Raw genomic sequence first — 13,449 nt, 5'->3', positions numbered from 1 at the left:
GAAAGAAAATTTGTCGTTTTATACGGCTGAATATAAGCCGTATAAAGAAAGAGTGATGCCCGGTAACCTTACCGCAACGGCAACGCTAGCGGTAGCGTTTTGTCGGGCTATTTTGATCCTGCTCAGCCAGCCATGCCAGCTTTTCACCGATTTTGCCTTCCAGTCCGCGTGCGGTCGGATGATAGTAACGGGTCTTGGCCATTTCAGGTGGGAAATAGTCCTCCCCGGCGGCATAAGCATTGGGTTCGTCGTGCGCGTAGCGATACTCCGCGCCTAACCCCATTTCCTTCATCAGCTTGGTCGGCGCATTGCGCAGGTGCTCCGGTACGTCGTAATCAGCCATCTCTCGGGCGTCGCGCATCGCCGCTTTGAAAGCGGTGTACACGGCGTTGCTTTTCGGCGCGCAGGCCAGATAGACGATGGCCTGGGCAATTGCCCGTTCGCCCTCCGCCGGGCCGACGCGGGTAAAGCAATCCCAGGCCGCAATCGCCACCTGCATGCCGCGCGGATCGGCATTGCCGACATCCTCGGACGCAATCGCCAACAGGCGACGCGCCACATACAGCGGATCGCCACCGGCGGTAATAATGCGCGCATACCAGTACAGCGCGGCATCCGGTGCCGAACCGCGCACCGATTTATGCAGCGCCGAGATCAAATCGTAATAACGATCGCCTTTATTGTCGAAGCGCGCACTGCGTTCACCGGAGACCTCTTTTAACAATGACGGCGTCAAAACGCGGATGCCTTTGGTGTCGATTTCCGCCATATCCGCCATCATCTCCAGGCTGTTCAGCGCCCGGCGCGCATCGCCGCCCACCAGCTCCGACAGCATGCGGCGCGTCTCTTCGGGCAGCTCGATATTCTGGCCACCGAACCCCCGGCTATTGTCCTTCATCGCCTGATCCAGCACCTGGCTGATATCTTCGGCGGTCAGCGCTTTCAACAAATACACCCGGGCGCGTGAAAGCAGCGCCGAATTGAGCTCAAAAGACGGGTTTTCGGTCGTCGCGCCGATAAAGGTGATGGTGCCATCTTCAATATGCGGCAGGAAAGCATCCTGCTGGCTTTTATTGAAGCGGTGCACCTCATCGACAAACAAAATAGTGCGGCGACCGGCGTCACGGTTCTGTCGTGCGCGTTCGATCGCCTCGCGGATCTCTTTGATGCCGGACGTGACGGCGGAAATCCGCTCGACATCCGCCTGGCCGTAACGGCCGATCAGCTCTGCCAGCGTCGTTTTCCCGGTGCCCGGCGGCCCCCACAGAATCATCGAATGCAGTTGCCCTGCCTCGATGGCACGCGGCAAAGGCTTGCCGGCAGCCAGCAAGTGTTGCTGGCCGATATACTGCGCCAGCGTGGTTGGCCGCATCCGCGCGGCCAACGGCTGGAACTCATTCTGGGAAAAATCGAGCGACATATTACTCACGCAGGCCTCACTGGCGCTGGTCGTCCAGCGTCACCCCCTTCGGCGGGGTAAATTTGAATTTGGCAGCGTCAACAGTGGTGTTTTGCTGACTTTTCAGCGCGTAAGAGCTGCGCTGGCCGTCCTGCTCAACTGCGGCAAAACTGCGGATAGTCCCGCTGTTGGTCACAGTAATGGCGAACTGTTTCAGGTTACCGCTGCTGGATTTTGGCGTCAGCTCAAAATCGTCGCCTTTCTGCTTCACATTATACTGTTTCCAGTCATTGGCATCGTTGCGGGTGATCAGCATAAACGGCGTGTTGCCGGTGGCATTTTTCAGCCAGGTGGCAGTGACCTGCTCGACAAACGGGTTATAAAACCACAGGGTTTGGCCATCCGATACCAGCACGCTCTCGTCAGGTGAGGTCATGTGCCAGTTAAACAGATTCGGGCGTTTCACCCACAATTCGCCTTCGCCCTGCTGTACCGCAGCGCCATCGCTGCTGGTCACGGTCTGGGAGAAACTGGCGTGGAAACTGTTCACTTTCGCCAGACGACTTTGCAGATCCTGTGCGGCGTCGGCCAGCACAGAGGTGGAAGCGAATCCCGAAAGCAGACAACAGGCAACCAACAGTTTTTTCATTATTCCAGATACCTTATGAAATGCGTTAACCGCAAGGCGGTGCCGTGCGGGTCAAATTAACCCTTAACCAACGTTACTTTACCCGAAGCCACAAGCCGGCAGATAGGCCAATGTTCCGAGAAGCAGACAGGTTTACGCTTCTTTGCACAAGGGCCGCTAAGCGGCCCTTTATTATTGAATAACAACGATTAAAGCTTCATCAGTCATGCCGTGGCGGTGCCAGCACCTCGCGGTTGCCGTTATGCCCCTGCTCGCTGACAATGCCCTGAGCTTCCATCTGTTCGATGATGCGCGCAGCGCGGTTATAGCCGATGCGGAACTGACGCTGCACGCCGGAGATAGAGGCGCGGCGTTTATCCACCACAAACTCCACCGCCTGATCAAACAGCGGATCCAGCTCTTCGTCACCTTCCAGGCCGCCACCAGCGCCACCCTCACCGTCGTCACCGGCGCTGAGGATACCCTCTTTATATTGAGGCCGCTCACGCGCTTTCCAATCCTTGACCACCGCATGCACTTCCTGATCGCGCACAAATGCACCATGCACACGTACAGGAATGGAGGAGTTAGGCGCCAGATACAGCATGTCACCCATCCCCAGCAGAGATTCGGCACCGCCCTGATCGAGGATAGTGCGTGAGTCAATCTTGCTGGATACGGTAAAGGCAATACGGGTTGGGATGTTGGCCTTGATCAGGCCGGTGATCACATCCACCGACGGACGCTGGGTCGCCAGCACCAGGTGGATCCCCGCAGCACGTGCTTTCTGTGCCAAACGAGCGATCAGTTCCTCAACCTTCTTGCCCACCGTCATGATCAGATCGGCGAATTCGTCCACCATCACCACGATGTAAGGCTCTTTCTCCAACACCGGCGGCGTAATGTCCATGCTATCGCTTGGCTTCCAGAAAGGATCCGGGATCGGTCGCCCCATCGCTTCAGCCTGATCAACGCGTTCGTTATAACCGGCCAGGTTACGCACGCCGAGTGCAGACATCAGCTTGTAGCGACGCTCCATCTCCGCAACACACCAACGCAGGGCGTTAGCGGCGTCTTTCATATCGGTCACAACGTCCGTCAACAGGTGCGGAATGCCTTCATAAACCGACAGTTCCAGCATTTTCGGGTCAATCATGATAAAGCGCACTTCTTTCGGTGTGGCCTTATACAAGATGCTCAGGATCATGGCATTGACCCCAACCGACTTACCGGAGCCCGTGGTACCCGCCACCAACAGGTGTGGCATTTTAGCCAAATCGGCCACCACCGGCTCACCGGAAATGTCTTTACCCAGAACGATCGCCAGCGGCGACGGATTGTCGCGGAACGCTGGGCAATCCAGCACTTCGCGCAGATAAACCGTCTGACGCTTAACGTTAGGCAACTCCAATCCGACATAAGGCTTGCCGGGAATGACCTCTACCACACGCACGGCGGAAGTTGACAGGGAGCGCGCCAGATCGCGTGACAGGTTGGAAATACGCGCGGCCTTGACCCCCGGTGCCAAATCCAGCTCAAAGCGGGTAATAACCGGGCCAGGTAAAATATCCACTACGTCGGCTTTCACCCGGTAGTCGGCCAAACTCGCTTCCACCAAACGCGCCTTCTGCTCCAACGCGAAAGAGTCCACCGGCTCCACCTCTTTCGGGGCTTCGGTCAGCAGATCCAGCGTCGGCAACGGCGTGGTCGGTTTTTGCAACGGCATATCGTTGCGCATCAGGAACGGATGAATCAGGCTGTCCATCGCCGGCTGCTGCGGTGTGGCCGGAGCCGGTTGCGCCACAGGTTGCTGATAAGCTGGCGGCTGCTGCTGTGGCGCCTGCTGGTAAGCAGGTTGAGCAGGCTGGTATGGCTGCGGCGCCGGAGTCTGAGACGGCGACGAATAAGCCGGTGCCGCTGGCTCAAACTGGCCAAAGGGAACATCGTCTTCACGTTCGCTTTGCTGCTCGATACGCTCTTCAAGCTGCGGCGACAGAGTGAACAAGGGTTCACTCAGGCTATCGTCGACCAAATCATCCATCGGCGAGAAGCTGAACGCGTTGCGGGTATCTACCGGATTGGCGATCGGCGCCGATGGCACAGGCTCCTGTTGGCCATAGCGTGCCTGCTGTTGCTCGGCAAACGCCTGACGCAACGCCGCTTCCTGCAAGGCTTGCTCATCATCTTGATTCTCTTGCGGGTATTCCTCACCGTAGCGCTGGCTTTGCTGTTCGGCAAACGCCTGACGCAGCGCCGCTTCCTGCAAGGCTTCTTCATCTTGCTGATGGCTTTCCGCAGTTTGCAGCGGTTGATCATCGCGGGGGCGCTGTTCCTGCTCGGCTACACGCTGCGAAGGCAGCTTGATGCCGTAAGAAGCCAGCTCGCGCCGGGTAGGAATACGCACCGGATTCGGCCGCGGCAACTCGGGGCCGATGCCCTGTTTCACCTGCGAGTTACCGTCGCTGGTGGCCGTAAAGGCCGGCATAAAGGTATTGGCGGCAACGACCGCCGCTGCGGCTTCTGCCTGCGGTTTCATGCTGCCAAACGCCGTAACGTCAGGCTCGCCGGCACTAAAGCCAGTCGAGATGCCAACGTCAACGTTGTCACGCTGAGCCGCAGAGAAATCAAACGGAGAGCGATCGCGCGGCTGAGATACGGCCGGTGCGTCCCAATGTCCCAAACGCGGCTCGTCATCGTCCCGGTAAGGATCGGCCGGGCGCGTCATTTTCGGCGCTGGCGTCTCTTCAGGGATTTCAAACGAATACAGCGGTGGCGCGGCGTTCTCCACCGCAGCACTCATCGGGTGTTGGTTCACCGAGGCCGGAGCCGTTGGCGCTGCCGTTACTGCGGGGGCCGTCACCGGGGCCGCTATCGGCGCGGGAGCAGGCGTTACCGGCGTGCTGACAGCCGCCGGCGCGACAGGTGCCACATCGGCATCGTCGTTAGCCCGCAAACCGTTGAGCAGCGGATCTTCAGCCTCTTCTGCCGCGGCGTTGGCGGCATCCGTTACCGAAGGTGCAGAGAACAGTACGTCATCTTCCGCTTCCGCCGCATTGGCCGCAACCGCAGAGGCGGCTACAGCAACGGCTGCACCCTTCCCTGCCGGCTCCGGCTCGTCGTCCACGTAGCGGTCGTCATCGTCGCGATAACGCTCCTCACGGCGTGAACGGTTGGTCATGAAAGTGGCCGTACCCAGCACCACACCGCCGATTCTCTCGGCGATCACCAACCAGGACCAGCCGGTAAACAGCGTGAGCCCTGCGGCCCATACGCACAATAATGCCAGCGTTGCGCCAATGCCGTTGAACCACGGCAGCATGGCGTTGCTCAGCAAGCTGCCGATAACGCCGCCGGAAGCGAAGTAATAGAGATCGTCGACATTCAGTGCCGCCAGGCCACACGAGGTGAGCACCAGCGCCAGCGTGCCGATAAGGCGCAGTGAGAGCGCAAAATAGTCGATGTAATCGCCGCTGTCGCGCTGACGGTAAGCCGCCCAGCACAAAACCAGCATGATCGGCGGTATTGCGTAAGCAAGTACCCCGAAGGTGAAGAACAGCGTGTCGGCCATCCAGGCTCCGACGCCACCGCCCAGGTTATGAATCGGCTCATGCCACGCGGTCTGCGACCAACTTGGGTCAGACGGATTGAAACTGACCAAGGCAGCCATGAGGTAAACGGCAAAAATGGCTACCACAATCAACACAGCTTCAAGCAAACGGCGGCCACTGCTGAGTTTTTTCAGGGTAACTTCTTTATCTTCTGTATATTCCTGGCTCAAGAAAGGCTCTCCAGGTTCCTGTTAGCTGACATAGCAACAGCGCCGAGAAGCTTCCCCGGCGCCGAAACTGTATGAATAAACAGGAGTGTAACCAATTTAATCAGGTTTTGCACCTGCACCTTACCGTGTTTTGATAACCAGACGGTTACTCTGTTTGACTTCTTCCATGACCACGTACGTACGGGTGTCGTTAACCCCCGGCAGACGCAGCAAGGTTTCACCGAGCAACTTACGGTAAGCCGACATATCCGGCACGCGGGTTTTCAACAGATAGTCGAAATCACCGGACACCAGATGACACTCCTGAATTTCTTCAAGTTTTTGAACTGCTGAGTTAAATTGCTCAAACACATCCGGCGCACCGCGGTTCAGCGTGATTTCCACGAAAACCAGCAAAGACGCATCCAGATAATGCGGGTTGAGCAAGGCGGTATAGCCATGAATAAAACCCTGGCGCTCGAGGCGGCGCACGCGTTCTAAACATGGGGTTGGGGATAGCCCCACGCGCTTCGAAAGCTCAACGTTCGAAATACGCCCATCCTTCTGCAGCTCATTCAGGATATTGCGGTCGATACGGTCGAGATCTTTACCCGGGCGTTTCTTATTGTCTGCCATTATTATTGTCTCTCTTATTTTCTTCCCTGCACTTGCCACACCCTAGCCAACGTCAATGTGTAAGGGCTTGTTCCAAGCGAAGACCCGATGCCTGTCATATGCTTCACTACCATCATTCATCGTTGTGCAGCCTGTCTGTCAACCCTGCACAACGGATTCAAATGACGTTCATCTCAAGAAGGAAATTGCCTTCGCTGACGCGATGTTCCCCTCACCTGCCGCTCTCCGCTTCGACAATGGCGCAAAATTCCGCACCGCCGCCGCAAATACGTACGATTTACTGTAGGTAGGGGGATAATTTCTTCTTCCTATGATGTTTTCGCAAATGCGCAGCGGATTGTCAAAGTAAAAGAAGCAAAATCAGAAGAACCTGCCGTCATGAAAAGTCAGCACCCCATTTTTAGTTATGAATCGCTGGCTTAACCCTCGCAGAGCAAAGCGGCTTAAACCCGGTAAATCTGGTGTCTCAGGCAGAACGAACGCATAACGTCGGCAAGTGGCTTCCATAAGTTAAATTGCTGCGTTTTACGTTCGTTTTGGCGGCAAAACAATAATTAATAGGTCACGGCTATCAAACAAATCGTTAACAACATCTGCTGACGCTTTTTTTAATGTCGCATTTTCCCTACAATCGGTTTCATTGTCCGCATTGTGGGAAAAGAGGGTATTCATGGGCACGGCTAAACATAGCAAATTACTGATCCTGGGTTCCGGCCCGGCCGGCTACACCGCCGCGGTTTACGCAGCGCGCGCAAACCTGAGCCCGGTACTGATTACCGGTATGGAACAAGGTGGCCAGCTGACCACCACTACCGAAGTGGAAAACTGGCCTGGTGATGCCGAAGGCTTGACCGGCCCGGCACTGATGGAGCGCATGCGCGAGCACGCTGAAAAATTCCAGACCGAGATCGTGTTCGATCACATCAACAGCGTCGATCTGCAGAACCGTCCGTTCCGCCTGTTCGGCGACAGTGGCGAATACACCTGTGACGCTTTGATCATCGCCACCGGCGCATCTGCCCGTTACCTGGGCATGCCTTCCGAAGACGCCTTCAAGGGCAAAGGCGTTTCCGCCTGCGCGACCTGTGACGGTTTCTTCTACCGCAATCAGAAAGTTGCGGTCGTCGGCGGTGGCAATACCGCCGTGGAAGAAGCGTTGTATTTGTCCAACATCGCCGCTGAAGTTCATCTGATCCACCGCCGCGACAGCTTCCGCTCAGAGAAGATCCTGATCGACCGGCTGATGGAGAAAGTGAAAAACGGCAATATCGTGCTGCATACCGACCATACGCTGGATGAAGTGCTGGGCGATCAGATGGGCGTTACCGGCGTGCGTATTCGCAGTACCAAAGCGGATAATGCAACGCAGGAACTGGCGCTGGCCGGCGTATTTATCGCCATCGGACACAGCCCGAACACCAGCATCTTCGGTGGCCAACTGGAGTTGGAAAACGGCTATATCAAGGTTCAGTCCGGTATTCACGGCAACGCCACCCAGACCACCATTCCTGGCGTATTCGCCGCGGGTGACGTGATGGACCATATCTACCGTCAGGCGATCACTTCCGCCGGCACCGGCTGTATGGCAGCGCTGGATGCTGAGCGTTACCTGGACGGCATCGCTGGCGCAGAAGTGCTGTAACGGCAGGCTCTGTTATCCTGAAAAGCGGCTGCTTCAGCCGCTTTTTTTGTACCTTAAATATGAGCGGACGGGCATTCAATGCAAAACCTTCTTCACTGGCGCTTGCTGGTCGCCGTGGCCGACAGCGGCAAAATTACGCTGGCGGCAAATCAGTGCGGCATGACCCAGTCCGGCGCCAGCCAGGCTATCGCTCAATTGGAAAACGCCCTAAGTACGCATTTGTTTGTCCGCCTGCCACATGCAGTGACGCTGACACAAAGCGGGGAACGAATTGTCATCCATGCCCGCGCCATGCTCGCCGAACTCGATGCGATCCAAAACTACGCGCTGCAGGCGAAAAGTGCGCACTCGGGCAAAATTCGTCTGGCCAGCTTTCCTTCGGCATTTGCCCTCTTGCTTCCGCCGCTATTGCGTAAATTCCGCCGCCTCTACCCCGCCATTGAGCTGATTCAGTTGGAAGGCACCGATCAAGAAGTGGAAAACTGGCTGGCACTGGAAACCGCCGACGTCGGCGTGGTGTTGAACCCAAAGGAAGAAAGACAAGGCTATCCTCTGGGACAAGATCTGTGGCTTGCGGTTACCGCCAGCGACCACTCGCTGGCCAGGGGCCGACAACCGGTGGATTTTAAGGCACTGGCCGGGTTGCCCTTTGTGCTGGCTACCGGCGGCTGCAGCCTCAACGCGCAAGGGTTGGCACAGCAGGCCGGTATTGCACTGGCTGACATACGTGTGACCGTCAGCGACTGGGGCACCGCGCTGACGCTGGTGCGCGAAGGCGTCGGCGTTTCGTTGATGCCTGCGTCAGTGATACCGGCCGATGCCGCCGGCATTTGTGCCTTGCCGTTGAGCACCCCACTGTACCGTTATTTTGGCCTGGTCTGTTCGTTCACTGGCGCAAGCTCTGCGCCGGTACAGACTCTGCTGCACTACCTGCGAGATCATCTGCCGCACCCCGTCAGTAGCTGAACTGATGACGGGTTTCTGACATTCTAATTTTTCTGCAGGCAGCACCGGCGGCATGCTGTCGGTTAAGCGATATCGCTTTTTGCCTCAGGAACGCTCATGAAACTCTATTTTGCACCCGACGCCTGTTCGCTATCCCCGCATATTGTTCTGCGAGAACTGGAATTGCCGTTTGAGCTCATCAGGGTCAATAACCGCAGCAAGCGTAGCGCCGACGGGAATGATTTTTATCAGATCAATCCCAAGGGTTACGTCGCCGCCCTGATGCTGGAAGATGGCCGGGTGATTACCGAAGGCGCCGCCATCGTGCAATATCTGGCGGATCTGCGCCCTGACACCGCGCTGGCTCCTCCCAGCCATACCTTCGAGCGGGTGCGCTTGCAGGAATGGCTGAATTTCATCACCGCCGAGATCCACGCCGGGGCCAGCCCGCTATTCAATGCAACCCTGCAGGAAGAGGTCAAAACACTGTTCCGCGACAAGCTGCGCCGCCGCCTCGATTATGTCGCTCAGGCGTTGGATGGGCAGGATTTCCTGTTGGGGGATCGCTTTAGCGTGGCGGATGCCTATCTGTTTACCGTACTGCGTTGGATGGCCCCATTTTCCATCGAGTTAAAATACTGGCCTTCGTTAACCCGGTATATGGCGCAGATCGGTCAGCGTAAATCGGTGCAAGCCGCCCTGGCGGCGGAAGCGGCCAGCCGGGAGGTGAAATAACCCTCTCGACCAGAGTCTGTCATAGGGATATTTGACCGCTTTATTATTTTCAGTCTGCCGGGTGAAGAGGTAACATTAGCCTTCGCTTGTTCGCTTCAGGTTGAGGCAAACACTTTTTTTAACAGTACGTTAACCTTGCTTGTAACAACAGGCACCGGCGACGCAGACTCATATCTGATGAAAAAAACCAGACAGCAACAGTTAACCCGTTGGCTCAAAACTCAGAGCACGTTGGCGCAGCGTTGGCTGCGCCTTTCCATGCTGCTGGGGCTGATAAGCGGCATTCTGATTGTCGTGCAGGCATGGCTTTTAGCCGCCCTGCTCCACGCCCTGATTATCGAACACGCCCCGCGCGAACAGTTGATCCCCTCGTTTATCTGGTTGGCCGCCACCTTCGCGCTGCGCGCGTTGTTGAGCTGGCTGCGTGAACGCGTTGGTTTTATCTGCGGCCAGGTGGTCCGCCAGCGTATGCGCCAGCAGGTGCTGGATAAACTTCAGCAGCTCGGCCCCGCCTGGATCCAGGGTAAACCGGCAGGCAGTTGGGCCAGCATCATCGTTGAGCAGATCGAAGACATGCAGGATTATTACTCCCGCTATCTGCCGCAGATGTATCTGGCAGTGTTTATCCCGTTGCTGATCCTGATAACCGTATTTCCGATCAACTGGGCCGCCGGCCTGATTCTGTTGACGACTGCCCCGCTGATCCCGCTGTTTATGGCGCTGGTCGGCATGGGCGCCGCCGACGCCAACCGACGCAACTTTGTGGCGTTGGCGCGGCTGAGCGGCAATTTCCTCGATCGCCTGCGCGGGTTGGATACGCTGCGCCTGTTTAACCGGGCTGAGGCGGAAACCGCGCAGATCGCCAAGTCGTCCGAGGATTTCCGCAGCCGCACCATGGAAGTGCTGCGCCTGGCGTTCCTGTCATCGGCGGTGCTGGAGTTCTTTGCCTCTATCTCCATCGCCGTGGTGGCGGTCTATTTTGGCTTCTCCTTCCTTGGCGAGCTGAATTTCGGCAGTTACGGCACCGGCGTTACGCTGTTTGCCGGCTTCCTGGTACTGATTCTGGCACCGGAGTTTTTCCAGCCGCTGCGCGATCTGGGCGCTTTCTATCATGCCAAAGCACAGGCCGTGGGCGCCGCAGAAGCGTTGGAAACCTTCCTCGGCGCCGAAGGCGAGCAAAGGGGCAGTAGCACGCTGGTGCTGAACACCGACGCACCGCTGGAGCTAAAAGCGCAGGATCTGGAAATTTTGTCGCCAAACGGCGTGCTGCTGGCCGGCCCTCTGAGTTTCACCCTGCCCGCACACCAGCGCATTGCTCTGGTCGGGTTGAGCGGCGCCGGCAAAAGTTCCCTGCTGAATCTGCTGCTCGGCTTCCTGCCTTACCGCGGTTCACTGACGGTCAACGGCACCGAGCTGTGTGAGCTGTCGGCAGAAGGCTGGCGTCGGCAGCTCGGCTGGGTGGGACAAAACCCGCACCTGCCGGCGCAAACGTTACGGGCAAATATTCTGCTGGGCCACCCGCAGGCGAGTGAAGCCCAATTGCAACAGGCGGTGGAGCAGGCTTACGTCAGCGAGATCTTGCCGCATTTGCCGTTGGGTCTGGACACTGAGGTCGGCGATAGCGCCGCACGGCTGTCCGTCGGCCAGGCACAACGCGTGGCGGTAGCCCGGGCGCTCATCAGCCCACGCCGTTTACTGTTGCTGGATGAGCCTGCCGCCAGCCTCGACGCTCACAGCGAGCGACGAGTCATGCAGGCGCTCAACGCAGCCTCGCATCAGCAAACCACCCTGCTGGTCACACACCAGTTGGAAGATACCGAAGATTACGACCAGATCTGGGTCATGGAAGGCGGGCGGATCGTGCAGCAAGGCGATTACGCCACGCTGAGCGCCCAACCGGGGTTGTTCGCCAATCTGATCGCACACCGCAGCGGGGAGCTATAATCATGCGCGTTTTGCTGCCGTTCCTGGCGCTATACCGTCGTCACAGCCTGCTGATCTGCCTGGGCATCCTTCTGGCCATCGTCACGCTGCTGGCCAGTATCGGCCTGCTGGCGCTTTCCGGCTGGTTCCTCGCCGCATCGGCGCTCGCCGGGCTGGCGGGCCTGTTTACCTTCAACTACATGTTGCCGGCTGCCGGCGTACGCGGTGCAGCCATCTTCCGTACCGCCGGGCGTTACGCCGAGCGAGTGGTCAGCCACGACGCCACCTTCCGCGTTCTTTCTCATCTGCGGGTATTTACCTTTAAAAAGATCCTGCCGCTGTCACCGGGCGGCATTGCCCGTTTCCGGCAGGCCGATCTGCTTAACCGGCTGGTGGCGGACGTCGATACGCTGGACCATCTGTATCTGCGGGTGATCTCGCCGTTAGTCAGCGCCGCGGTGGTGATCCTGGTGGTCACCTACGGCCTCAGTTGGCTGGACAGCTCGCTGGCCCTGACGCTGGGCGGAATTTTGTTGCTGCTGCTGTTGCTGGTGCCGCCGGTATTCTACCGCGCCGGCAAGCCGATTGGCGGCCAACTGACCGCCCTGCGCAGCCAGTACCGCACCGATCTGACCGCCTGGCTGCAGGGCCAGGCCGAACTGGTGGTGTTCGGCGCAGTCAACGATTTCCGCGCCAGTCTGGATGCCACTGAACGGCACTGGCAGCGCCGCCAATGGCAACAGGCTTCGCTGGGGGGGATCGCGCAGGGGGTAATGATCCTGGCCAGCGGCCTGACGGTGACGCTGTTGCTGTGGCTCACCGCCGGCGGCATCGGTGGCGATACCCAACCCGGCGCGCTGATTGCGCTGTTCGTGTTTGCCGCACTGGCCTCGTTTGAAGCGCTGATGCCGGTCGCCGGTGCCTTCCAGCATCTCGGCCAGGTCATCGCTTCCGCCACACGGGTGAAGCAGGTTATCGATCGGCAGCCGGAGGTCACCTTCCCGGCCAGCGGTCCGGCGGCCGGGAACGGCGCCGCGTTAAGCCTGCAACAGCTCACCTTTACCTATCCCGGCCAACCTCTGCCGGTATTGCAAAACGTCACGCTGGAGATTGCCGCCGGCGAACACATTGCGCTGCTCGGGCGCACAGGCTGCGGCAAATCGACCCTGTTGCAGTTGTTAACCCGTGCCTGGAACGCCGATAGCGGCAGCATGCTGCTCAACGGCCAGCCGTTCAGCGCCTATGATGAAACTACGCTGCGCCAGATGACCACCGTCGTCAGCCAGCGGGTGCATATTTTCAGCAACACGCTGCGGGAAAACCTGCGCATCGCCGCCCCAAAGGCGGCCGATGAACAGTTACGCAACGTACTGTGCCAGGTCGGGCTGGAAAAGTTGTTGGAAAACGAAGGGCTAAACGCCTGGCTGGGGGATGGCGGCCGCCAGCTTTCCGGCGGTGAACAACGTCGCCTGGGTATCGCTCGCGCGTTGTTGCATCAGGCGCCTCTACTGTTGCTCGACGAACCGACCGAGGGTCTGGATGCCGAAACCGAGCAGCAGATCCTGGCGCTGTTGCGCCGGCACTGCCAGGGTAAAACGCTGATCCTGGTGACTCACCGCCTGTATGGGCTCGAGCATCTTGACCGCATCTGCGTAATGGACGGCGGCCGGATTGTCGAACAGGGCGACCACCTTACCCTGATGCGCCGGCAAGGACGTTATGCCCGTTTCCGCCAGCGCATCAGCGGGATACCGCTTGAAAATGGCCTGTAGAGGACGCTGAGA

Annotated in this window: 9 protein-coding genes; 5 read left to right on the top strand and 4 right to left on the bottom strand. The window is 58.3% G+C overall.

From position 1 onward, the window contains the following. Positions 1 to 85: 85 nt before the first annotated feature. The 4 genes from JEM67_RS09210 to lrp all read right to left on the bottom strand — a co-directional run bounded on the left by JEM67_RS09210 (position 86) and on the right by lrp (position 6,420). Complete coding sequence (locus JEM67_RS09210; RefSeq protein WP_199635155.1) at positions 86 to 1,429, bottom strand: replication-associated recombination protein A; 1,344 nt, start codon at positions 1,427 to 1,429, stop codon at positions 86 to 88. A 7-nt stretch (positions 1,430 to 1,436) separates the two neighbouring features. Then, entirely contained in the window at positions 1,437 to 2,048 is a 612-nt protein-coding gene (gene lolA / locus JEM67_RS09205) for an outer membrane lipoprotein chaperone LolA (protein WP_004942614.1), read from the bottom strand. A 199-nt stretch (positions 2,049 to 2,247) separates the two neighbouring features. After that, positions 2,248 to 5,805, bottom strand: a complete 3,558-nt coding sequence (locus JEM67_RS09200) for a DNA translocase FtsK 4TM domain-containing protein (RefSeq protein WP_199635156.1) — start codon at positions 5,803 to 5,805, stop codon at positions 2,248 to 2,250. A 120-nt stretch (positions 5,806 to 5,925) separates the two neighbouring features. Further along, positions 5,926 to 6,420 carry a leucine-responsive transcriptional regulator Lrp gene (gene lrp, locus JEM67_RS09195; RefSeq protein ID WP_004928318.1) on the bottom strand — a complete coding sequence of 165 codons (495 nt, stop codon included), beginning with the start codon at positions 6,418 to 6,420 and terminating at the stop codon, positions 5,926 to 5,928. 670 nt (positions 6,421 to 7,090) lie between these two features. Here lrp and trxB point away from each other — a divergent pair. From trxB to cydC, 5 genes are all read left to right on the top strand, one after another. Beyond that, positions 7,091 to 8,062, top strand: a complete 972-nt coding sequence (trxB, locus tag JEM67_RS09190) for a thioredoxin-disulfide reductase (RefSeq protein WP_006324539.1) — start codon at positions 7,091 to 7,093, stop codon at positions 8,060 to 8,062. 78 nt (positions 8,063 to 8,140) lie between these two features. After that, on the top strand, positions 8,141 to 9,028 hold the full coding sequence (locus tag JEM67_RS09185) for a LysR family transcriptional regulator (RefSeq protein ID WP_199635157.1): 888 nt from the start codon (positions 8,141 to 8,143) through the stop codon (positions 9,026 to 9,028). A 96-nt stretch (positions 9,029 to 9,124) separates the two neighbouring features. Next, positions 9,125 to 9,742 carry a glutathione transferase GstA gene (gene gstA, locus JEM67_RS09180; protein WP_199635158.1) on the top strand — a complete coding sequence of 206 codons (618 nt, stop codon included), beginning with the start codon at positions 9,125 to 9,127 and terminating at the stop codon, positions 9,740 to 9,742. 177 nt (positions 9,743 to 9,919) lie between these two features. Next, complete coding sequence (gene cydD / locus JEM67_RS09175) at positions 9,920 to 11,686, top strand: heme ABC transporter permease/ATP-binding protein CydD (RefSeq protein ID WP_199635159.1); 1,767 nt, start codon at positions 9,920 to 9,922, stop codon at positions 11,684 to 11,686. 2 nt (positions 11,687 to 11,688) lie between these two features. Then, positions 11,689 to 13,437 carry a heme ABC transporter ATP-binding protein/permease CydC gene (gene cydC, locus JEM67_RS09170; protein WP_199635160.1) on the top strand — a complete coding sequence of 583 codons (1,749 nt, stop codon included), beginning with the start codon at positions 11,689 to 11,691 and terminating at the stop codon, positions 13,435 to 13,437. Positions 13,438 to 13,449: the final 12 nt, after the last annotated feature.

It is taken from the genome of Serratia sp. PAMC26656 (assembly GCF_016469055.2).
Classification (GTDB): Bacteria; Pseudomonadota; Gammaproteobacteria; order Enterobacterales; family Enterobacteriaceae; genus Serratia; species Serratia plymuthica.
This window is presented reverse-complemented; position numbering and strand designations above follow the sequence as displayed.